General features: G+C 44.4%; 12 protein-coding genes. 5 read left to right on the top strand and 7 right to left on the bottom strand.

What is annotated here, in order from left to right; translation table 11 throughout:
- Positions 1-632 precede the first annotated feature (632 nt).
- From QUA56_RS27505 to rfbF, 5 genes are all read right to left on the bottom strand, one after another.
- The gene (locus QUA56_RS27505; protein WP_333364395.1) at positions 633-1,403 is read right to left on the bottom strand and encodes a metallophosphoesterase family protein; all 771 of its coding nucleotides are present in this window, start codon (positions 1,401-1,403) and stop codon (positions 633-635) included.
- 296 nt (positions 1,404-1,699) lie between these two features.
- Positions 1,700-2,446: a DUF1995 family protein gene (locus tag QUA56_RS27500; protein ID WP_333364393.1), complete on the bottom strand. Its 747-nt coding sequence runs from the start codon at positions 2,444-2,446 to the stop codon at positions 1,700-1,702.
- Between the two features lie 176 nt (positions 2,447-2,622).
- Positions 2,623-3,354 (bottom strand): cyclase family protein, encoded by a 732-nt coding sequence (locus QUA56_RS27495; protein WP_333364390.1) that lies wholly within the window; start codon positions 3,352-3,354, stop codon positions 2,623-2,625.
- A gap of 118 nt (positions 3,355-3,472) precedes the next feature.
- Entirely contained in the window at positions 3,473-4,537 is a 1,065-nt protein-coding gene (locus tag QUA56_RS27490) for an acyl-CoA dehydrogenase family protein (protein ID WP_333364388.1), read from the bottom strand.
- A gap of 241 nt (positions 4,538-4,778) precedes the next feature.
- Positions 4,779-5,555, bottom strand: a complete 777-nt coding sequence (rfbF, locus tag QUA56_RS27485; RefSeq protein WP_333364385.1) for a glucose-1-phosphate cytidylyltransferase — start codon at positions 5,553-5,555, stop codon at positions 4,779-4,781.
- A 427-nt stretch (positions 5,556-5,982) separates the two neighbouring features.
- Between rfbF and QUA56_RS27480 the strand changes: the two genes are divergently transcribed.
- Together QUA56_RS27480 and QUA56_RS27475 are read left to right on the top strand one after the other, a co-directional pair.
- The gene (locus QUA56_RS27480) at positions 5,983-6,522 is read left to right on the top strand and encodes an RNase A-like domain-containing protein (protein ID WP_333364381.1); all 540 of its coding nucleotides are present in this window, start codon (positions 5,983-5,985) and stop codon (positions 6,520-6,522) included.
- Positions 6,519-6,818, top strand: a complete 300-nt coding sequence (locus tag QUA56_RS27475) for a contact-dependent growth inhibition system immunity protein (protein WP_333364378.1) — start codon at positions 6,519-6,521, stop codon at positions 6,816-6,818. Before QUA56_RS27480 ends, QUA56_RS27475 begins: the two co-directional genes overlap by 4 nt.
- A 132-nt stretch (positions 6,819-6,950) precedes the next feature.
- Here QUA56_RS27475 and QUA56_RS27470 read toward each other — a convergent pair whose 3' ends face one another.
- Both QUA56_RS27470 and QUA56_RS27465 read right to left on the bottom strand, forming a co-directional pair.
- On the bottom strand, positions 6,951-8,279 hold the full coding sequence (locus tag QUA56_RS27470) for a GH39 family glycosyl hydrolase (RefSeq protein ID WP_333364375.1): 1,329 nt from the start codon (positions 8,277-8,279) through the stop codon (positions 6,951-6,953).
- Between the two features lie 136 nt (positions 8,280-8,415).
- The gene (locus QUA56_RS27465) at positions 8,416-11,922 is read right to left on the bottom strand and encodes a glycosyltransferase (RefSeq protein WP_333364371.1); all 3,507 of its coding nucleotides are present in this window, start codon (positions 11,920-11,922) and stop codon (positions 8,416-8,418) included.
- Positions 11,923-12,082: 160 nt separating this feature from the next.
- Here QUA56_RS27465 and QUA56_RS27460 point away from each other — a divergent pair, with 160 nt between their 5' ends.
- The 3 genes from QUA56_RS27460 to QUA56_RS27450 all read left to right on the top strand — a co-directional run bounded on the left by QUA56_RS27460 (position 12,083) and on the right by QUA56_RS27450 (position 21,478).
- A complete protein-coding gene (locus QUA56_RS27460) occupies positions 12,083-14,401 on the top strand; it encodes a tetratricopeptide repeat protein (RefSeq protein ID WP_333364368.1) in 2,319 nt (772 codons plus the stop codon).
- Positions 14,402-14,573: 172 nt separating this feature from the next.
- The gene (locus QUA56_RS27455) at positions 14,574-15,866 is read left to right on the top strand and encodes an ATP-binding protein (RefSeq protein ID WP_333364365.1); all 1,293 of its coding nucleotides are present in this window, start codon (positions 14,574-14,576) and stop codon (positions 15,864-15,866) included.
- 416 nt (positions 15,867-16,282) lie between these two features.
- The gene (locus tag QUA56_RS27450; RefSeq protein WP_333364362.1) at positions 16,283-21,478 is read left to right on the top strand and encodes a PAS domain S-box protein; all 5,196 of its coding nucleotides are present in this window, start codon (positions 16,283-16,285) and stop codon (positions 21,476-21,478) included.
- The last annotated feature ends 111 nt before the right edge of the window (positions 21,479-21,589 follow it).

The raw sequence follows: 21,589 nt of genomic DNA, 5'->3' as shown, positions 1-21,589 counted from the left end.
CCAATAACCGCAGGTGCGTTGCCACCACCATGAATACAATTATCCTAATTTATTTAACGTCACATCTTTTACCCAAGAGAGTCAATTTGCAATCAACCAATGCCCGCAAATAACCTCATAAAATTGACTAGAGAATACTTAAATAATATTGTTTTCTCTAGAAAAATACCAGTTAATTGCATTTTTTTATTGCGATAAACTGCCAAATACAGTCACGGAAATTATGTGTTTGTGAACGACTAAAATTGGTAGTAATTTAGCCAAAATAAGACTTACGCACGATTGTTTAGAAACCGGTTTTTTTTAGGAAAAGATGCGTTGTAGACCGCCGATTCGCTAAAAAACCCGGTTTCACCGGCCCCGATGCGTAAGTCGTGAATTAAAATTATCACTGATTGTCCTGACCACGAATTTCAAAGGTGGTACCCGCCACGTGATTTATCCGTGGAATCAATCCAAAATCTCAAATCGAAAATCCTCAAGCCCCCGCATTTATCCGTGGGGTCAATCTAAAATCTAAAATCTAAAATCTAAAATCGATTGACTGTGTAGGACTACCAGGGCTGCATTGATGAATTCGTGTGCTGTGAGTTTCAATCCCCTCGCGGGGAAGTGGTTTGAGGAAGAGATTGTCAAGCTTTTGAAAGCGCTTCCTCGCTCATCTCAGGTTCCGGGGGTGCAATCTGCAGCGGCTTCAATTGTCTGACAACTTCGTCAAACGGCAAAATTCGGACTTGATTGTTAAATACATTTACTTGATAAACTCTGCGGTAGCTGAGGTCAAATCCTGTCAGCCAGCCGCTTTTGGGATGATAAGCACCCGTGTCAATATCCAACCACCCTTCACCCCTGACTAATTCGCCTGGCCTGACGCCTTCAAAGGTAAAAGTGATCGTGTGACCCGTGATAATTAATTTATTGGCAAAATAGGGTTTCGATATGGTGTGAAATTCTTTGCGAATCCAGCAGAATTGTTCGATCGACTGTTCATCGATCGACAGATGGGGGTCAACGCCGGCGTGAACCAGCCAGATGTCCCCTAAGTCCAAGTGCGTGGGGAGCGATCGCAGCCACTCTAAGTGTTTGTACGGCATCATCCCTGTATCTCTGTAGCTCGCTACTGTCGCATCGCCGCCGCTGTACAGCCAACATTGCCACGCTCGCATATCCATCGGCACCCCCGACAACGCCTCCAGCATCAGTTGTTCGTGGTTGCCCAGCAGAGTTTGGTAGGGGCTGTGCTGGACAAAATCTAATACCTGAGCGCTTTTGGGGCCGCGATCGATTAAGTCTCCCAAAAAATAGACGCGATCGTCCGAGCTGGGGGCCAGTGCCTCTAGCAGGGTCATTAAACCGTCGTAATGCCCGTGTACGTCGCCGATAACAATGCGCCGATGCTCCATTGTGCTTATGCGCTTTCCTGACTCAAAAGCCAAATTTTTAGCTTATAGCATCTGATTTTGCTGCTATTTTCCTCCCCTGTTTTGCGGAGGAGGGGTGTCACCCATTATACTGCTTTGTATCAAAATTTGGGAAAGCTCACCAGTATCTGTTTCCGTAGCTACCGATCGGTAAGCGGGTAAAAATAAATATCACGTGGGAAAGGGCGGGTTTTGCAACGATCGACTTGCTTCTAGTACAGATCCTGCCCTTAACCCGCCCCGACAATTTCTTGTCAATTGTGCTTTGGCAACTGCTGTTACTGAGTCAAAGCTTTGAGGAATGTCTGGAGTTCTGCCAAAAAACCTTTCTTTTTTAGCGGTTTTGCAGGTGTGGTGGAGTCAGGATCGGCGCTTGGGAGAGAAGCGGCTAAAATCCGCTCTAAATCGTCTCCGACAGGTTTTTGGGCGGTTTCAGAAATTAGTTCGTATTCGTCGTTTGTTTCCACCCAGACTTGCCAGGATTGGGGGTAGCAGCGGAATAGGGCCGCACTGTCTAGGGGTCTGATGTAGTAGCAGGATTCGATTTTGCTGAGGAATCGATCGCGCAGTTGGCGGGCCGCATAGCCTATACCTATGGTGGCAACATCTTCGAGGCGCGGGTTGAGTAGAATTACTGGGCGACCCGCCGCAGCTATGTAAAGTTTTTCGACTTGGGCCACTTCTACAGCCGCCGGGTTCACTAGCAGGAACAGTTCATCTTCCGGTGCTATTTTCTCTTCAACAGGGGTGCGACTGCTGCCCAAATCAGTGACTTTAAACGGTGTTTCTCCCCAGTCGCGGCGCGCGAGGGCGGCAGCACCGGTGTCGGGAAAAAAGACTTTTACTCCGGGGTAAATTTCCTCAAATTCTGGGAGGAATTGTTGGGTGATAGACTGTGCTTGCAGGGCGATTTCTGGAAATATTAATTCGACTTGCAGTAGAGTTTGGCCGTCCGAGAGGGCGGCGGCGGTTGCAATCCTGGATTGGGCGATCGCCTCGTTGAGATCCTTGGGCAGTTCTGTCATTAATCTTATTGTTTTGGCTCGACTTTTCTCAATCCAATTTTACCTGAGATATTGCACCATTTTCAATTACCTATTTAGGAACAGGCAAGATGCCTGTTCCACAATAAAATTCACTCTTTGTGGAACAGGCATCTTGCCTGTTCTCGATCATGGTGCAAGATGTAAGTTTTACCCCATCAAGCAACAAAAGCTAACACCGACACAGGCGAGCCGGAACCTCCTAAAAGACGCAATATTCCGATAACTAAAGTGATGTCAGCGGCAGGTAACAAGTCGAGATTTGCCAGATTTTCCAGCACTATTCGCTGCTTTTCCAATACCAGTTTGTTAACGGCAAAGCTTTCATCTCGCCCGGTATCAACTCCGTGAGTGTCGGTTCCAATTCCGGCGATCGAGCGTTCTTCTAGCAAAAATTGAGTTGCTGCTTTGCCAAATCCGGGAAAGTGGCAAATTCCGCGATCGTCTCGGTTAAAAAATGCTTCCTCGTCATCCCATTTTTCTTGCCAGCCAGTATACAATAAAACTAGATTTCCCGGTTCTATAAGTTTGTGCTGCCGTTCCCAAGCCAATATATCATCAATTGTTAAAGTGTAGTCGGGATTGGCAATACTTTGCTCGCGGATGTCGATCGCAATTGCAGGGGAAACTAGCGACTGCGGCGAATAACTATCAATGCTGGCGCCTCCTGCATAAAAGCTGTTGGGTGCGTTGATGTGAGTGCCGCTGTGTTCTCCCATTGAGAATTTTCGCAGGAAATAGCCGTGTTTTTCTATTTGAGATACTGTTTCAAATTCTGTCGCCGGATCGCCCGGCCAGATGGGAATATTGGGGTGAATTGCATGGGTTAAGTCTATAATTTCGCTGTAGGCGATCGTTTTTAGATTGTTTGAGTTTAATTGGTTTGTCATCAGGTAAAATATATCTATTATTTATTAAACACAGTTTCTTCAATTCTAAAATCTAAAATCTAAAATCTAAAATCGATTGACCGTCTGCGCTCTCAATCTAAAATCTAAAATCTAAAATCTAAAATTCGATTAGTCGATCGAGCGTTGCTGCCATCACATCCTTTGTTTGCCCGGAAACAGTATACACCAAAGCTTCTCGATAAACTCTCCCGGCCGGGTGCACCGTACCGTTAGCAGCACCGCCAGAAACTGCAACCGCAGCGTGTCCGCAGCGCACCGCTAAATCAATGGCTTGAGCTCGCAGTGCTAATTGTTCTGCTTTCGAGCTATGTTGAGATTGTTGCAAATTCTGTTTTAGCCAATCGAGCTTTTGCTCTAATTTTTGGCAAGCCTCCGCTATCAAAGGTGAATTTTTAGCTTTCGCGGTTGCTACAATTACATCCAATCCCGCTTGAATACAGCCAAAAGTACCGGGAAGAAAATTCAGTATATTTTTGCTGTCGTTTTCCGCAATCCAGCCGACAGGTTTAACTGAAATTATTTCCGATTCGCGCAGCAACCAATTATCGAGAGTTGCTGTCACAGTATTAGTCGAGTTCATGGCGATTAACTGCATGATTTCGCTGAATGTTATTTTACCATATTCGCCTTCAATTTTGACAAAAGGTAGCAAACCGAAAACAGCGCGATCGTCAGGAAGTACCGCAGCTACAATAAACTTTTGAAACAAGCCAAAACCTGTTACCCAAGAAACTTTTCCTGACAGTAAATAGCCATCTTTTGCGGGAGTTGCGGTGACGGCAGGATTGCCCGATCGCCTCAAATGCGAAAACCCAATACCCAAGCGTAACTCTTTTTGGGCGATCGCGGGCAAGTATCTGCTTTTTAGCATTTCATTGTCGCTGTTGGCAAGCATGGCAGTTGCGCTGTGGTGCTGAGTTTGCAGGAAAGATAAAGCGCCGGAATATCGAGCCGTCAATTCCTGATATTGGTAAAAAATCTCCGGTGCAATTTCGGCGCCGCCCCATTTTTGGGGAACTCGCAATGCTAAGAGCGATCGATCTTCCAATCCAGTAACTGCTGTTTTCAGCGCTTCCGAGTCGCTGTCGATAATATCCGCGTGGGGTGCAACGCACTTTTGTAGGTAAGTTTCTGTGCTGTTGAGAATCTCTTGGGAATCCATTTTTTATAATTATTTTATAGCAGAGGTAGGGACACGGCAGTGCCGTGTCCCTACTTATTTCCTCACATTGTGCACCCTTATCAAGAACGGGCAAGATGCCCGTTCCACAACAAACAAACAAATAAATTATATCTATTGTGGAACAGGCATCTTGCCTGTTCCACAACAAATAAATTCTATTTATTGTGGAACGGGCATCTTGCCCGTTCATAAAAGGCTTGTTAAGAATGCAACAATTAACTTATTCCCACACTTTCCAAGGAGCCTTCCCTTCATCCCAAAGCTCGTTTAAATACTTGTATTCTCGATAAGTATCCATCGCAAAGAAGAAGCCCTCATGACGGTAAGCCATCAACTCTCCCTCTGCGGCCAAACGCTGCATCGGCTCCTGTTCTAAAATACAATCATCTCCCCCCAAATACTCAAATACCCGGCGGTTAAATATCATATATCCAACACTAATCCAGCCGTCTATTTGAGGTTTCTCAGAAAATTCTACTACGCGGCTGTCGCTGTCTACATCCAAAATTCCAAAGCGAGAAATCGGGCGAAATGTAGTGACAGTTGCCAGCTTACCGTGAGACTTGTGGAAATCCACAAGTGCCTCAATATCGACATCAGCAACTCCATCGCCGTATGTCACCATGAAATTATCGCGATCGATATATTTTTCGATCCGTTTTACCCGCCCTCCCGTCAGGCTTGCCGCGCCAGTTTCAGCCAGGGTAACATTAAAATCTTGTTCGCGATGTTCCTCGTGATAAGTGATGGTATTGTTGCGGCCTAAGCAGATAGTAAAGTCATTGTTCATGGCTTCATAATTGAGGAAATATTCTTTAATCATGTTGCCGCGATAGCCCAAGCAAACAATAAAGTTTTGGAAACCGTAATGGGCATAGGTCTTCATGATGTGCCAAAGAATCGGATACCCCCCCACATCAACTAAGGGTTTGGGACGAAATTCTGTTTCTTCTCTGAGACGAGTACCGAGACCGCCGGCTAGGATAACTACTTGCATTTTTTCACATTTTTAATGATAATCAATTAATTTATCATTAATCATCAGTAATTTTTTCAAAGAATTATTAACATTTTCTCATATTGAGTGAAGCTTTGTAAACCACAACAAAAATCATGCCCTATTCTCAATAATTGTAGGGTGTGGGGTGCGTACCGTATATTTAAATGCTGCGCGTAATTTATAACTTATACTAATTCTCAAAACTCATGCAACAGTATTTGTAGGGTGCGTCGCCACCCGTAAATCTTAAAGAATATCCACAATTTTTGAGCGACGCACCCTACACTCAGGTGAGGGTAAACAAACCCACACTCATTATTGTTGCTTTCTGGAGGCGAGAATTGGTATTACTAATTGTAAATTAGGAAATAGACAAAAAAACAGCAAACACCTATACTAAATATAAGAAAGAAATTCAACAGCAATGAAAAATCAACTCGATCGCCTAAAAAAGTTTTTAGGTGTCCTGTGTGCGATCGCCTCAATAATTATATTATTCCAATCGGCAATACCTGGTGTTTACGCCACGGTTGTTGCACCGGAAGGCTCAACAATACCACAAACCACCGTAGCTTTTGTACCCAACATACCGGGCGGCGGATTAGACTTTCACGAAGCAGCAGGAGGACACACTTTAGAGAGACACGTTGGCAAAACAGAAGCACAACTAGCACAGCGACTCGCAAGCGAAACGAGAATTTCTGCCGCATCTTCCTTTACTGACCGTTCCGTCGCCGAAGCGGCTATTGGGGAAGCAATGAACAGAAATCAAAAGGCGATCGACTCCTGGGTGAAAAGTCGAGGTAATCGTTATACGATCGACTACAACGCCAACAGAATAATTGGCATTACTATGCGTCGCCGCGCATCCAAAGCAAGTTCAGCATCTCGCCTGAAAATCGTCCTCCAGCGCAGCGCCAAATTACCTCCCGGATACTTTATTCTCACAGCCTATCCCGAATGATAAATCAATTTCCTCATTTAACCCAATTTTTCAGTTCCTACTTTCACCAAGACTGGCCGCTAGAAGCTAACAGTCCCAGTGATGTAGTTGAAGATTACCGCAATAGCGAATCGCCCGCAAGTGTTGAAGCTGCATCGCAAGAACTCGACAAACTGCTAAAAATGCCGATCGCCCCAGCCGATTTAGAAGCATTCATCCTCGATGAATTAGGGTGTTACTACGATCCAAAATCAGAAAATCAAACAGTCAGAGAATGGTTGGAAGCCGTGCAAAAATCTTTGAAAAATCCCAGCTAAATTCTATATATTTGTAATAACACGGCTATATATTTGTAAGGACACGGCAGTGCCGTGTCCCTACAATTAATCGCGGTAGGGACACGGCACTGCCGTGTCCTCTATATAATTCCGGTGCAACCAGAAACTATATCACTTGCTAACCGTCAATAAGTAGCCTTCGTGGACGTTGAAATTAGGGATAACATAAGCCAAGCTGCCGCTACCAACCGAAAAGTTTTCTTCTTTAACCGTGACAAGCTTCTGCACCGCTCCTTCTTGATTGTTGGGAATTTTTTCTAATTTTAGAGTGATTTTCTGACCCCTTTGAAGACCTAGCTGCTCCAAATTTCCGAGGTTTAATGTCACCGTTGTTGCTGAGGAATAATTGCGGTCGAAATAACCTAAAAGTATCTGTGCTTTACCTTCAGGATTTGACTTGCTGGCTAAAGCGACAAGGCGATCGTTATCTGAGCGACTCAGCACCCGCGAATTAACTCCGTCAGCATAAGCTTTGTAAGTCCACCAAGCTGCTCTCGGCTCAAAAGTATTAGGCGTGACCATCCCAGTCAGCGTATTGTTGAAGCAATTGCTAACTTTTTGAACTCCGGTTGTATCCCAACAAGCCCTACAAGCACCATCAGCTTTTGCATACTCTAAGTTATACAAATAACCTAAAATTTCCCCCGGCTGATATTGAGCTAATTCCCCGACAATCTCGTTGACGTAAATTTTTTGCAATTTCAGTTCCTTGTAAGAGGGACTTTGCTGAAAATTGCGCTTGGCATCGATCACGTGGTCGTCAACAAATAAAATTATGGTATCGTTGAGTTCGTGCCAAGCTAAGAAATTTACTTCTAGTTTGTTCGCTTTACAGTAATCCAAAAAGGAGGCGAGGTATTCTTTGTTGTAAGTGCTGATACTCGGCCCGCCAATCACCGCTGACGGCCCCAATTCTTCCCGCAAGATTTTGTAAGCCCTTTTGTAAGTTTCAAAGAATTGTTCTCTGCTTCCCTTCCAAAACGGATTTTTTAAGTCGGGTTCGTTCCAGATATCCCAAATAATTTTCTTGCCTTTATTTTGCTGGGCTAACTGTCGGATGAATGCTTCCCACGCGGGGTAATTTTGATAGGGCCAGCCTTTGGGGTTGCTACCGTAGCCCCAGAGGTCGCTAACTAATAGTTGAAATTCGGCTCCGCTGGCGATTACTCGATCGTAAACATCGAGTCTTCCCGCCCGCCACAGCTTCGGCTGTAAGGGTTTGATTAAGTTGTCTGGGGGCTTGCTGGGGTCGATGCCGTGCAAGATGCCGCTCATGGACGTTATACCGGTGGCTGGCTGTCCAAAATCGACTGTGACGTTCGATCGCATTTGGGCAATAGTTGGTTGCTGCCCAAAATACGCGATTAACAGGACAGTTAGCACAGCTAAGCAAATTGGCAGCAGCTTATTAATAGGTTGGAACTTGAAGGTGAATTGCATATTGTATTTGCTGGCTAATTGAGAAACAGGAATTAATCACTTGTTTGCAGGGTGTGCACTACGCACCTTACTTGAGCCAATAAGGACTAAAGTCCTTACTAAAAACAGTTTTTTAGTAAGGGGATCGCAGCCAGTTCTAACGAACAGAAAATGCAGCTTCCAAACCCTGTATGGATTCTATCAATTGTTGCCACGCTTCTGAATGAGTTAGTGAGTAAGTATCAAGTTTAACGCCCTTTTCTGAAGATAACATCACAAAATTTGTGATCCAGCTCAAAATAGTTTCGGTTGTCAACAGTGGCGTGCATTTCCAAGATGAATGCAAATTCTCAACCATCCCAGATACATCCCCGCGATCGAAAGCTTGCCATGCCTGCCATACTAGGTAATAGTAGTAGAGCATACTGTCAACTTGCTGGATCTGCTTTTGGACTTTGGGGGCGATCGAGAATTTTTCTCTATTGCTGCTAGCAGATAAGACTTGTTGAATCACTTCTGCGTATTCCAAAAGCATCCGTTCTTCCTTGAACAGTTCTTCGGCCCGCAGTTTGCAAGCTTGTCCTGCAAGCCTCCGCAATTCGGGATTTTCGGCCCATAGTTCTACCGTTTGAGCTAACTCTCGCGCTGTCTGTTTCGGGTCATTTTTGGGATCGGCGATTAACTTTCCCGTGTCTCCCAACTCTTCGGGAATGCCACTGACTGCTGTAGCAATTACGGGCAATTCTTTCGCCATTGCTTCCATTACTGCTAGCGGCATTCCCTCTGCTTCGGAAGATAAAATAAAGATGTCGCTGGCGTCTAACCAATCGGCAATATCCCACCGCTGACCTAAGAATTTAACCTGTTCGGTGACTCCTAATTCGCTAACAGTTGCTCTCAATTCTGGTTCCATATTATCGTGAGTGGTAGAACCGGGGCCGGCCCAAACAAAGTATAGCTGCGACCAAATTGGACGATTTTTCAGTTGGGCGATCGCCTGCAATTGATACTGATATCCTTTAATTGGAGTCAATCTCGCCGCCGTGAAACAAACGACAGCATCTTCGGGGATTCCTTGTTCTAGACGCAGGCGTTGACGGGTTGAAAGGTTGGGCGGTTCAAAATAACTGTTCGGTCTGCCGTAATAGATGACTTTTCCCCGTTCCAGAGGCACTTTAAACAGACTCTTGAACAAGTTGAGATTCTCGTGGGAAACAGCTATGACTGCTTTGGCTAAATCGTACTGATAGGACACGGCATCGAAATAGGGAATCTGATCGCCGCGGTTGAAAGTTCGATAAGTGCGATCGATATAACCGAGAGTAATTACGTAAGGTATGTTCTGTTTGATAGCAACTTGTTTCGCAGCAAAGTTTGCCATCGGCCAGCCGTCGCTAAATATAATTAAATCCGGTTTAGCTTGCGCGTAAATTCTTTCAGCATCCGTACAATTGTAAGCAATACGCAAAAACTCTTTCATCGTGTCGAACTCCAGCCAAATATGCTCTATACCTAGCTGCTGCTGTTCGGTAATTAAAGGATTAGAAGTTTTAGTTTGCACGCTAGTAACTCGGTAGCCGTCGGCTGCTAATTTACAAAGCAGCGAGTGGTTGAATTGCGCTAAACCGCCGATTCCGTGGTCTTCTGCGTACAAAAGTACGTGCCCTGCAAGCTTGCGGTAAATTGAACTAGGCGCTGATTTAAATTGATAAGTCTTGTTGGCAGCCTCCACTACTATGTCTTGCCATTCTGGTAAATTAGTTAAGGCATAAGCATCAAAGTTGCTGCCGTATTCTTCGGAAGCAACTCTAAAATTTTCCAACCATTTAAAAACAGTTTCTGTGCCAGTAAAAGGAGTATAGTACAGAGATTTTTGCAGACATTCGACCATCTCTGCTAAATATCCGTCGCGGTACATCCGCCACGCTATCCACACTAGACACTTGTAACGTTCTGCCTTTTTTAATTTGCGTATGCGATCTGGCAAGTCCGGTCTGGAGAAGAATTGCTCCATCACTGTTTCCATACTTGTCATCACTTTTGGCCCGCCCGACATGAGATTTTTATCGTGCTGCCGGTAGCAGGTTAATATCTCTTTCAACCAAACACATTTGCAGCCTTTTAAACCCAAGCGCAAAGCAAAATCTAAATCTTCTGTTGGCGGAAAGCGATGGTCAAAACCGCCCAGACGCTCCCACCACTCGCGCCGCAGCATCATCGCGCTGGGACGCACATTTTTGTAGACCACAAAGGTTTCTAAATCTAAGTTGGGGGCGGCTTCCCAAGGCATCGCCGCGCAGATATCTTTTCCTGTTTCATCGACCATCAACCAGCCGTTTTGTACCATCCCTAAAGAGGGGTCAGCTTCAAAACAAGCAATTTGTTTGGCGAGTTTTTCTGGCAGAAAAAAGTCGTCGGCATCCAGAAAAGCTAAAAATTCGCCTTTGGCCAGTTCGCAAGCCCGATTCCGAGCAATTGCTGCTCCTTGATTTTCCTGATAGACGTACTGAATTACATCGCGGTAAGCATCTAAGACTCGGCTCGTGCTGTCTGTAGAACCGTCGTCTATGACAATAATTTCCCAGTCTTGGTACGTTTGATTGACAGCGCTTTCTACGGCTCTACTAATGTAGCGCTCGCAGTTGTACGCTGGGATAATGACGCTGACTCGCGGTGTTTTTGAGGGAAGTATGCTAGCCATTAACTGTTTCCATTGTGATAGGTTTCTTAATAGTTTAAAATCACTTGTAAATCCGTAAACTTGAGAAATAGCAGTCAGACGTTTCAGCCAATCTGTGACTGTTTGTTTTGCCGAATCTGGACTGTAGCGGAGAGATTTTTGGAAAAAATCAACCGCTTCTACTGGATAGCTACTATAGTACAGTTGCCAGGCCATCCACGTCAATGCTTCGTAGAAAGCCGGATTTTCTAACTCGCGGATGTGCTGCGGCAAATCGGGAAGCTGGAAAAATTTCTGTTTTAAGGTAATAAAAAGATTTGCTTGTTTTATGGCTTTTTTTATTGATACATTTTGGTCGTGCTGGCGGTAGGATACTGTCACTTGAGGCAGCCAAGCTGCTTCGCAACCCAACACTGCTAAACGTAGCACTAAATCTGAATCGTCTACTGAATCAAAGTCTGAATTAAACCCGCCTGCAAGTTCTAGCCACTGGCGCGAAAACATCATGGCGCTGGGAAGTACGGGCATTTGTACTATCCAGGTTTCTAAGTCTAATTTGGGGAAATACAGCCAAGGTGTTATATCGGAAATAGCGTCGCCTTGCTCGTTAACTAAACGCCAGCCACTATTCACAATTCCTAATGAAGGTGATGAGCGAAATAATGCTATTTTTGCTGCTAAGTTATCGGGAAAAAAGAAGTCATCTTGATCTAAAAAAGCGATTAATTCGCCTTTGGCTTCCTGAATTCCTCGGTTGCGGGCGGCTGCTACTCCTTGATTTTCCTGATAAAAGTAGCGAATTCTGTCAATATAAGGCTGCAATACTTGATGCGTCTCATCTTTAGAACCGTCGTTTACAACGATAATTTCCAAATTAGTAAAAGTTTGACCTAGCACGCTTTCTACGGCTTGCACGATGTAGCGATCGCCATTATATGCAGGTATAATTACGCTGATTAGCGGTGTTCGATTGACTGTTGACATTATTGAGCTCGCTGTTAACCTATTACTGTCTAGTTTATATTAATGTCGCTGACATTTAGCACTATTTGCCGTTCGGCAGATGTACTTACTTGAATTTGAACTTTGACAAGTTGTACCATACAATCATACATGGAATTATTACTCAACAGGAACGCAAGAAGTGAATTCAGAAACAGCAGCGGTTGATTATCAACAACAGGCAGAAATATATTTAGCTTTAGGGAAGTTGGATGAGGCGATCGCACTTTGCCAAAAAGTTTTGGCATCCCACCCCAATTCTGCCGAGACTTGCAAGACCCTGGGGAAGGCGCTGCAAGCTCAGGGTAAGCTAGAAGACGCAAGGTATTGGTATAAAGTTGCGATCGCCCTGCAACCAGATTTTGCCGAAGCTTTTGCTAACCTCGGCACTCTCTGCGCTACATTGCAACAGTGGCAAGAGGCGATCGCCTGTTACCAAAAAGCTATCTCCCTGCAACCGGATTTTGCAGGATTTTACCGAAATTTGAGCCGGATATTTACCCAAGTCGGTCAAGCTGAGGAAGCGGCAGACTGTTGGTATCAAGCACTCATGGTGGAACCGATAGAAATAGCCGAAGAATACCTCGATTTAGGTAATACTTTATTGGCGCAAAACAAGCCAGAAAAAGCGCTAATTTGTTACCACCGCACCATTTATTTAAACTCTAGTTTTTGCGAAGCTTACTGCCAATTAGCCGAAGCTGCTAGCAATCTGAAACAGTGGGACGAAGCTATTGTTCACTACCGCAAAGCTATTCAACTCCAGCCGGATATTTCGGAGTTTCATTACAAATTAGGCAATGTTTTGCAAGCCAAGGAACTCTGGCGCGAAGCGGAGGCTGCCTACCGGGAAAGTATTGAGTTAAATCCCAATTCTTTTTGGTCTTACTACAATTTAGGTAGTGTGCTGATCGAGTTAGAAAAATGGCAAGAAGCCGTCGTTGCCTACCGCACGGCTGTTGAAATTAACCCGGATTTTTCTTGGTCTTACTACAGCATCGGGGAAGCTTGCGGCAAATTAGCAAAATGGTCGGAATCCGCCGCTGCTTACCAGCGAGCTATTGACTTAGACCCTAATTGTTCCGGCTCTTTTCATAAATTGGGAGATGCTTTTTTTCAACTACAAGAATGGTCGGAAGCTGAGGCTGCATATCAAAGGGCGATCGCACTCGATTCAGACTTCTTTTGGTCTCATTATAATTTAGCTTTAACTTTAGTTAAACTCGAAAATTGGTTGGCAGCAACCAGCGCATACCAGCGGGCGATCGAACTCAATCCAACCTTTTCTTGGACTTACCACAATTTAGGAGAAGCACTGTTAAAAACCCAGCAGTGGAAAGCAGCCGCTGTCGCCTACAAGCGCGCTATTGAACTCAACCCAAATCTTTCTTGGTCTTATTACAATTTAGGCGATGCTTTGACTGAGATGCACGAGTGGAATGAGGCTGTTTCCGCTTATCTTTGCGCGCTGCAAATCGAGCCCGATCTCCCGAAAATTTACAGCAAGTTAGGCGAGGCTCTCATCAAAAAAACTCCGGCAGATTTAGACGCAGCAACCAGCTACTATCACCACGAATTGCAGCCGCTGCACGCTCCTGAATTTTACTGCGAAATCGCCCAAAAGTTTGCCGAGCGCGATCGGCTTGACGCAGCCATAATGTTGTACTTGATGGCATTAGAAATTAGACCAAAAGATCCCGAAATCTCCCAAAAATTAGAGGGGATTTTAGAAAAACAGCGTCAAACAGGGGAATCCAGTCTATTATTAGAGTTAGAGACTCACGATATTCGCGATCGCTACATTGCCCGAGTCGTCAAAGGCAAGACTTTTGCAGAAGTCGGCGGCTTGTGGGGAACTGTCAACGAAAAAGTTTCTGTAGCTAGCAAATACGGTGCAGTTTCTCTGACAATGATTGATGCTATACCCCCATCCGCACAACTTTGGCAAGATTTTCGCGGACGCATGGCAAGTTTAAATATTGCTAATTATAATTGTATCAGTCGAGATATAACTCAGATTCAGCTTGCAGAAATTGGCGAGCCTTACGATGTCGTCCACTGTGCAGGAGTTTTGTACCATCACCCCCACCCTTTGCAAATTTTAATTAGCTTGCGTCAAATAACTGGGGATTATTTAATCTTAACTTCAGCTATTACTCAAGAGGTTATAGAAAACGAGCGGGGACGCTACGAAATTCCAGCTTCTGGAGTAATATTCATTCCCGCTTTAGGCGAAGCAGAACGAGCTATCTTAACTGCTTACTGGCAGCAGCACACCCACGGCGCACCAATTTTCGGAGTAATTCAGAAAGCAGTTTTTGACATCAACGACTTTGGGCCGTGGTGGTGGCTGCCGACAGGTTCTGCTTTAGAATCTATGTGCAAAGTAGCTGGATTTAAGGTTTTAGATAAAAGATTGACTTGGAACAATAATGCTATGACTCTGCAGCTAGGGATTTGAGGATTGGTAAACAAACAATAACAGTGCCCGACGCGCCAAACTGTTAAAAACCAGGTTTCTGAGCGGATTATTCGTTTCTTTTCCCCAATATTCCTACTAGAAACCTGGTTTTTTTCGTAATTTCTAAATAAAATAGCTGCAAACATCTTTTGTGAAAACTGGAAAATAATTAATGAACAATCACCAACCAGAGACGGCATTAGGCAACATTTTAGTAGTAGACGATACGCCAGAAAACCTGCGCCTGTTGTCTACGATGCTTACTCATCGGGGGTACGCGCCCCGCTGCGTGATTAACGGAAAAATGGCTCTGAGAGCCTGCAATTCTAATCCGCCGGATTTGATTTTGCTCGACATAATGATGCCGGAAATGAACGGCTACGAAGTCTGTCAGCACCTGAAATCCGAAGCGAAAACTCGCGAAATTCCGGTAATTTTTATTAGCGCTAAAGATGAAGTATTCGACAAAGTAAACGCATTTGCTGTTGGAGCCGTTGACTACATCAGCAAGCCATTTCAGTTTGAAGAAGTGCTCGCCCGCATCGAAAGTCACCTCACTCTGCGGAATTTACAAAAGCAGCTAAAACAACAAAATATGCTACTTCAAGAAGAAATCAACAGCCGCTTAGCCGTTGAAAAAGCCATTCAGGAAAAAAACCATATTCTGCAACAAGAAATTAGCACCCGCCGCGCCGTTGAAAAAGCTTTGCAAGAGCAAAATTTGCTCCTTCAACAAGAGATATCAAACCGCCAGCGCGCCGAATCGGCTCTCTTAAAATCCAACCAAGAATTGGCGCGTTCAAATGCGGAACTAGAACAATTTGCTTATGTGGCTTCTCACGACTTGCAAGCGCCTTTAGCAACAATTGCCAGTTATGCTCAACTTTTAGAAAAACGCTACAAAGACCAACTCGACAGCCAAGCTAATAAGTTTATTGGCAATATCGTTCACGGCTGCACTAGAATGCAAAATTTAATTGACGATTTACTCGAATATTCGCGAGTTGGCAGGAGTCAGAAACCTTTTCAAATGACTGATTGCAATTACGCAGTCGAGCAAGCAATCGCCAACTTGCAAGGGGCGATCCGGGACACTCAAGCAGTTGTTACCTACAGCAAATTGCCAGCGGTAATGGGGGATATTTCTCAGCTCGTACAGCTCTTCCAAAATTTAGTCGGCAATGCGATTAAATATCGCCACGATGCACCGCCAGTGGTTCATATTACTGCTTGCAAACAGGAGAAAGACTGGTTATTTTCTGTCTCGGATAATGGAATTGGGATTGCGACGCAGCATCAAGAACGCATCTTTCAAATTTTCCAGCGCTTGCACACTCAAAAAGAATATTCTGGGACAGGTATTGGTTTAGCAATTTGTCAAAAGATTGTGGAACGTCACGGCGGATCTATTTGGGTGGAGTCGAAACCGGGTCAAGGTTCAACTTTTTACTTTACTCTCGCTTAATTGAGACATCCTTTCGGCAGAAGAAGCTAGAAGCTAGAAGGTCGCGGAATCTGAATGAAATTCTATATTTTAAGACAGAAGTTAGAAGGTATAAGGTAGAAGTTAATACCATTTTAGATTTGAGATTAAAGAATTGAAGAATTGGGAATCACTGGTGACTATCGGGGTTTGGATCGCGGGCCTAAAGTTGCATTTTTTTGTTAACTGGTATAAATAGCAAGTTAGAATAAAAAATGTTTTTCGTTGACAGTCTAGTTAGTGAGTGATATAATTATAAGTCTTAAACACAATTTTTGTAGCGATCGCTCACACCGCAATCTAACCGCCGATGTATGTGTAGGTGCAATTGAATAACTGCCCCGAAAATCAAAGGTGAAATCCAAGTTAGTTTAAGTTTTTTTTAATTAACAACTATTATGAAGGCAGTTTTTAATTTAGCTTTACCTCCTATCTGCTTAAAAATTTTGTTAGTAGAAGACAACCCTCATGAAGCTGAGCTTATTGAAGATTTGCTGTCAGAAATTGGTGGCGTGCAGCGTATACTCCTGACGAAAGTAGAGCGCCTCAGCGAAGCGCAGCAGCAATTGAATCAAGAAACTTTTGACATAATTTTATTAGACCTTTCACTGCCAGACAGTCGGGGAATTGAGACGGTTGCTCGGGTACAAAAGTACGGAGTAAATGTGCCGATCGTAGTTCTGACCGCCCAAAACGACGAAGAGCTTGCCCTGCGGTTGATTTCGGTCGGCGTACAGGATTATTTAGTCAAAAGAAAAATCGACAGCGAACTGTTAATTCGATCGCTCCGTTACGCCATAGAACGCCAGAACAGTCAAGATGCTTTGCGAAACAGCGAAGAAAAATATCGCTCAGTGGTGGAAAATTCCCTGATCGGAATTGCCATCATCGCTCCAATTATTGACCGCGAAATTCCTCAAAATTTCAACTGGATAGAAGTTAACGATGCGCTGTGCAATTTGCTGGGCTATGAGCGCTACGAACTCGTGCAAAAGAATTGGCTGGAGTTGACTCATCCAGAGGATTTTGATGCCAATTTTGAAAAACTGTCTCAGATGTTAGCAGGTACGATCGACGGTTACATCTCAGACAAAAGGTGGCTCAAAAAAGACGGCGAAATAGTTCACACGCGAGTTTCCCTGCGCTGCATCCGCCGCCTGGACGGGTCGATCGACCGGGTGATCGAAGTAGTGTTGGATGTGAGCGATCGCTACCGCTACGAAGCCAAACTGAAAGCGTCAGAAGAATTTTTAAACCACACCATAAATGCTACGCCCGACCCAATTTTTGTCAAAGACGAGCAACACCGCTGGATGATATTAAATGATGCTTTTTGTCAGTTGCTCGGCAAATCGCGGCAAGAACTGATCGGCAAATCAGATTATGACTTTTTCCCAAAATCAGAAGCTGATGTTTTTTGGACAAAAGATGAAGAAGTATTGACCACGGGTATCGGCTTGGAAACTGAAGAAAAATTCACAGACACCGCCGGTAAAGAACACATCATTTCTACCAAAAAAAGTGTTTTTCAAATAGCAGACGGCAGTAAAGTAATAGTGGGCACAATTAGAGACTTTACCGAATACAGACGGCAGCAAAAAGCCCTGGAAAAAAGCGAAGCTCGATTTCAAAAACTGGTAGCTAACCTGCCGGGAATCATTTATCAATTACGAATGTCAGAAACTGGAAAGATGTCTTTTCCCTACGTCTCTTCAGGCAGCAGCCAACTGTACGAATTAGAAGCAGAAGCAATAGAGCAAAATGCGGAACTGATGTTCAGCGGAATTAACGCAGACGATCTCTTAGATTTAGAAGCCTCGATCGCAATTTCAGCCGCTACGCTGGAACCTTGGCAGCAGCAGTGGCGGCAGACTTTGCCATCTGGAAAAGTTAAGTGGCTGCAAGGAGCTGCGAGACCGGAAAGGCTCAATAATGAGATTAAATCTGGGAGCGAAGGCGATATTCTCTGGGACGGTTTAGTCATGGATATCACTGAATTAAAGCAGGCACAAACAGAGCGCGATCGCTTTTTTACCATCTCCTTAGACTTGCTTTGCATTGTAGGTTTCGACGGCTATTTTAAACGTTTAAACCCTGCTTGGTCTAATGCCCTGGGCTACAGCAACGCCGAACTTTTTGCCAAGCAGATGATCGAATTTGTTCATCCAGACGATCGAAAAGCCACCGCAGCCGAAGGGGAAAAACTAATAGCCGGTACGTCCAGTATCTCCTTTGAAAACCGCTATATCTGCAAAGACGGTTCTTACAAATGCCTGCTGTGGACGGCATCGCCATTTAGTGAAGAAGGTTTAATCTACTCAGTCGGTCACGACATTACCTATCGCAAACAAGCCGAGTCCCAACTCCAGCAACAAGCAGTAGCAATGGCCGCTGCTTACGACGGTATCGCCATCCTCAACGCTAGTGAAGAATATATTTATTTAAATCAGGCTTATCTCAAAATGTACGGCTTTTTAAATTTCTCCGATTTATTGGGAAAAAGTTGGAAAAGCCTCTATGAAGAAGCAAATATTAAAGAAATTGAACGAGAAATACTGCCTGAGTTCCATCAAAAAGGATACTGTAACATAGAAGCAACTGGTCAGCGGCGAGACGGTACTCTTTTTCCTCAAGAAATGTCGCTGACCATGCTTGCAGGTGGCGAGATAATTTCTATAGTCCGCGATATCACTAATAGAAAACAGGTAGAATCAGCACTGCGATCGAGTCAGCGCCGCTACCAAACTTTAGCAGAATCATCGCCAGTTTGTATATTCCACACCGACGCCTTGGGAAATTGCCTTTATGTAAATCAGCAATGGAGCGAAATTACGGGATTAAATGCAGAATTAGCAGCAGAAAATGGCTGGATGAATGCCATACATCCCGATGATGCGGAACGGGTGACAAATGAATGGCATCGAGCAATTATTGAGAAAATTACTTTTAAATCAGAATACCGCTTTCAGCGTCCAGACGGTCGTGTAATTTGGGTGATCGGTCAGGCAATTGCAGAAATCGGAGACAAGCAGGAAATTAAAGGCTATATCGGCACTATTACTGATATTAGCGATCGCAAACAAGCAGAATTAGATTTGCTGCGAGTTACTCAAGCCGTAGAAAGCACCAGCGACGCGATCGGCATTGCTGACTTGACAGGGCGATCGAGCTACCACAATCAAGCCTTTATTCAGCGGTACGGCTACACAGCAGAAGAACTGAACACAGCAGGCGGAGCAACGGCACTTTACCCCCAAAGTCAATTGCTGGTAGAAATGTTGAAAACGATCCGTAAAGGCAAGTCTTGGCAAGGCGAACTCCAAATCAAAACTAAAAGCAACGAACTGGTAACGACTTTATTTCGTGCCGACTGCATTAAAGATGAAACTGGCAATTTAATCGGGCTAGTGGGAGTAATTACCGACATCACCGAACGCAAACAAGCTGAGATGGCGCTGCTGCTGCAATTAAGGCGAGAACGGCTGGTGGTTGCCATGCTCGATCGCATTCGCTCCTCCCTCAATTTAGAAGAAGTCCTCAGCACTGCTGTCGAACAAGTGCGGCAATTTTTGCAAACAGACCGCACAGTTATTTACCGTTTTAATCCCGACTGGAGCGGCTTTGTCGTTGTGGAATCCGTGGCAAAAGATCGAATTTCGCTGCGAAATTTTAACAATATTGATGGCTGTTTTAAAGAAAATTTTATTGAGGTTTATCAGCAAGGCTGTATTAGATCTATGGAAGATATTTATCGGGAAAATTTGACGGAATGCCACATGAAATTTCTCGAAGGATTTGAAGTAAAAGCTAACTTAATAGTGCCGATTTTAAAAGCACGAGAAAGCATTTCCCAGACCCAACAGACCGCAGAAAATCAGCTCTGGGGACTGCTGATCGCCCAGGATTGCAGAGGCCCCCGTCCCTGGGATTCCTCAGAAATAGAATCCCTCCGGCAATTGTGCGTCCAATTGGCGATCGCGATCCAGCAATCGACGCTATTTGAACAAGCACAAACCGAAATTGCCGATCGCAAACTTGCAGAATCCGCCCTCCAACAAGCCAAAGAAGCCGCAGAAAGCGCCAACCGCGCCAAAAGCGAATTTCTCGCCAACATGAGCCACGAACTTCGCACGCCTTTAAACGGCGTTTTAGGTTACGCTCAAATCCTCAAAACCGACAAAGACTTAAGCTTAGATCAGCAAGAAAGTCTCAGCAATATTCAACAGTGCGGTCAACACCTGCTGATGTTAATCGATGATGTTTTAGACCTTTCCAAAATCGAAGCTAGAAAAATGGAACTCTACCTGGAAGAGTTGAATTTTCTAAATTTCACGAAAAATATTGCCGATCTCTTTCAGATGCGGGCATCGCAAAAACAAATTTCCTTCAATTACGAACAAGTATCTCCCCTGCCTAGCTGCGTTCGTGTAGATCAAAAAAGATTGCGCCAAATTCTCATAAATTTACTCAGCAATGCCGTTAAATTTACTAACAGCGGCGGTGTGACTTTCAAAGTCGGCTATGTCGGCACAGGGGCCTGGAGTCGAGGGCAAGGCGAAAATTCTGACTTATCGATTTTGAGTTCGGAACTAAAACAAAATTATCTACGCTTCGCCCACAATGATATCGCAGCTAAACACGCTTTAAAAATCCGCTTTCAAGTCGAGGATACCGGCACTGGAATAGACCGAAGCAAGTTAGAAGAAATATTTTTGCCATTCCACCAAGTAGGAGGCAATACCTTTGTTGAAGGTACGGGTCTCGGACTCTCTATTAGCCAGAAATTAGCGAAAATGATGGGCAGCGAAATTGGCGTCAACAGCACTTTGGGAAAAGGCAGCACTTTCTGGCTGGATTTAGAATTGCCCGCAGCAAAACGGTACTTGGATGTGTCTCCTTTGCGGGAAAAACGCTGGATTGTCGGTTTTGTCGGCAACAAGCGGAAAGTGCTAGTCGCGGAGGAAAATCAACTAAATTGCGATTTGTTGTGCAGGCTGCTGAGGCGTTTGGGATTTGAAGTTGCAGAGGCCCAAAACGGTCAAGAATGCCTCTGCAAAGCAGTTGAATTTCAACCCGATATGATTTTAATTGACTTGGAGATGCCTGCAATGGATGGCTTAGAAACTGCAAGGAGACTGAGGCAGTTGCCGGAATTAAAAGATGTCGTGTTAATCGCTATGTCAGCTAGCGTTTTCGAGGCTACGCAGCAAGATAGCTTCCTCGCAGGGTGCGATGCTTTTCTTCCCAAGCCGATCGAAGCAAATCACTTTTTGGCACAGTTGCGCGTGCATTTGGGACTAGAATGGATTTACGGGGAATCTTCGGAAAACAAAAAGCGCAAAACTCCCAGTTTGTCACCAGCATCTGATTTTCCTGCTTATTCTTCTCTGTTACCTGCGGCTTCTGAGTCGGTAGCAAAACTTTTGAAACTCGCAGCTATGGGCGACATTGAAGAAATTTTTGAGGAGAGTGCTAAGCTGGAGAGTTTAGATCAAAAATTATTGCCGTTTGTCACGAGGCTGCGCCAACTTGCTAAGGGATTTCAGCTCAAACAAATTCGGAATATTTTAAAGCAATATATCGATGGTCAGTAGTCAGTGGTCAGTGGTCAGTGGTCAGTGGTCAGTGGTTATTAGTTATTAGTTATTAGTTATTAGTTATTAGTTATTAGTTATTAGTTATTAGTTATTAGTTATTAGTTATTA

Source organism: Microcoleus sp. N3A4 (assembly GCF_036701805.1).
In the GTDB taxonomy this organism is placed as follows: Bacteria; Cyanobacteriota; Cyanobacteriia; order Cyanobacteriales; family Microcoleaceae; genus Microcoleus.
Note: the sequence above shows the minus strand (reverse complement) of the source record. Positions and strands in the feature narration are given on the sequence as shown.

Coding starts and splice junctions, on each gene's coding strand:
- QUA56_RS27465 (WP_333364371.1), bottom strand. CDS start 11,922: ATGTCAACAGTCAATCGAACACCGCTAATCAGCGTAATTATACCTGCA.
- rfbF (WP_333364385.1), bottom strand. CDS start 5,555: ATGCAAGTAGTTATCCTAGCCGGCGGTCTCGGTACTCGTCTCAGAGAA.
- QUA56_RS27470 (WP_333364375.1), bottom strand. CDS start 8,279: ATGCAATTCACCTTCAAGTTCCAACCTATTAATAAGCTGCTGCCAATT.
- QUA56_RS27490 (WP_333364388.1), bottom strand. CDS start 4,537: ATGGATTCCCAAGAGATTCTCAACAGCACAGAAACTTACCTACAAAAG.
- QUA56_RS27505 (WP_333364395.1), bottom strand. CDS start 1,403: ATGGAGCATCGGCGCATTGTTATCGGCGACGTACACGGGCATTACGAC.
- QUA56_RS27455 (WP_333364365.1), top strand. CDS start 14,574: ATGAACAATCACCAACCAGAGACGGCATTAGGCAACATTTTAGTAGTA.
- QUA56_RS27480 (WP_333364381.1), top strand. CDS start 5,983: ATGAAAAATCAACTCGATCGCCTAAAAAAGTTTTTAGGTGTCCTGTGT.
- QUA56_RS27495 (WP_333364390.1), bottom strand. CDS start 3,354: ATGACAAACCAATTAAACTCAAACAATCTAAAAACGATCGCCTACAGC.
- QUA56_RS27450 (WP_333364362.1), top strand. CDS start 16,283: ATGAAGGCAGTTTTTAATTTAGCTTTACCTCCTATCTGCTTAAAAATT.
- QUA56_RS27500 (WP_333364393.1), bottom strand. CDS start 2,446: ATGACAGAACTGCCCAAGGATCTCAACGAGGCGATCGCCCAATCCAGG.
- QUA56_RS27475 (WP_333364378.1), top strand. CDS start 6,519: ATGATAAATCAATTTCCTCATTTAACCCAATTTTTCAGTTCCTACTTT.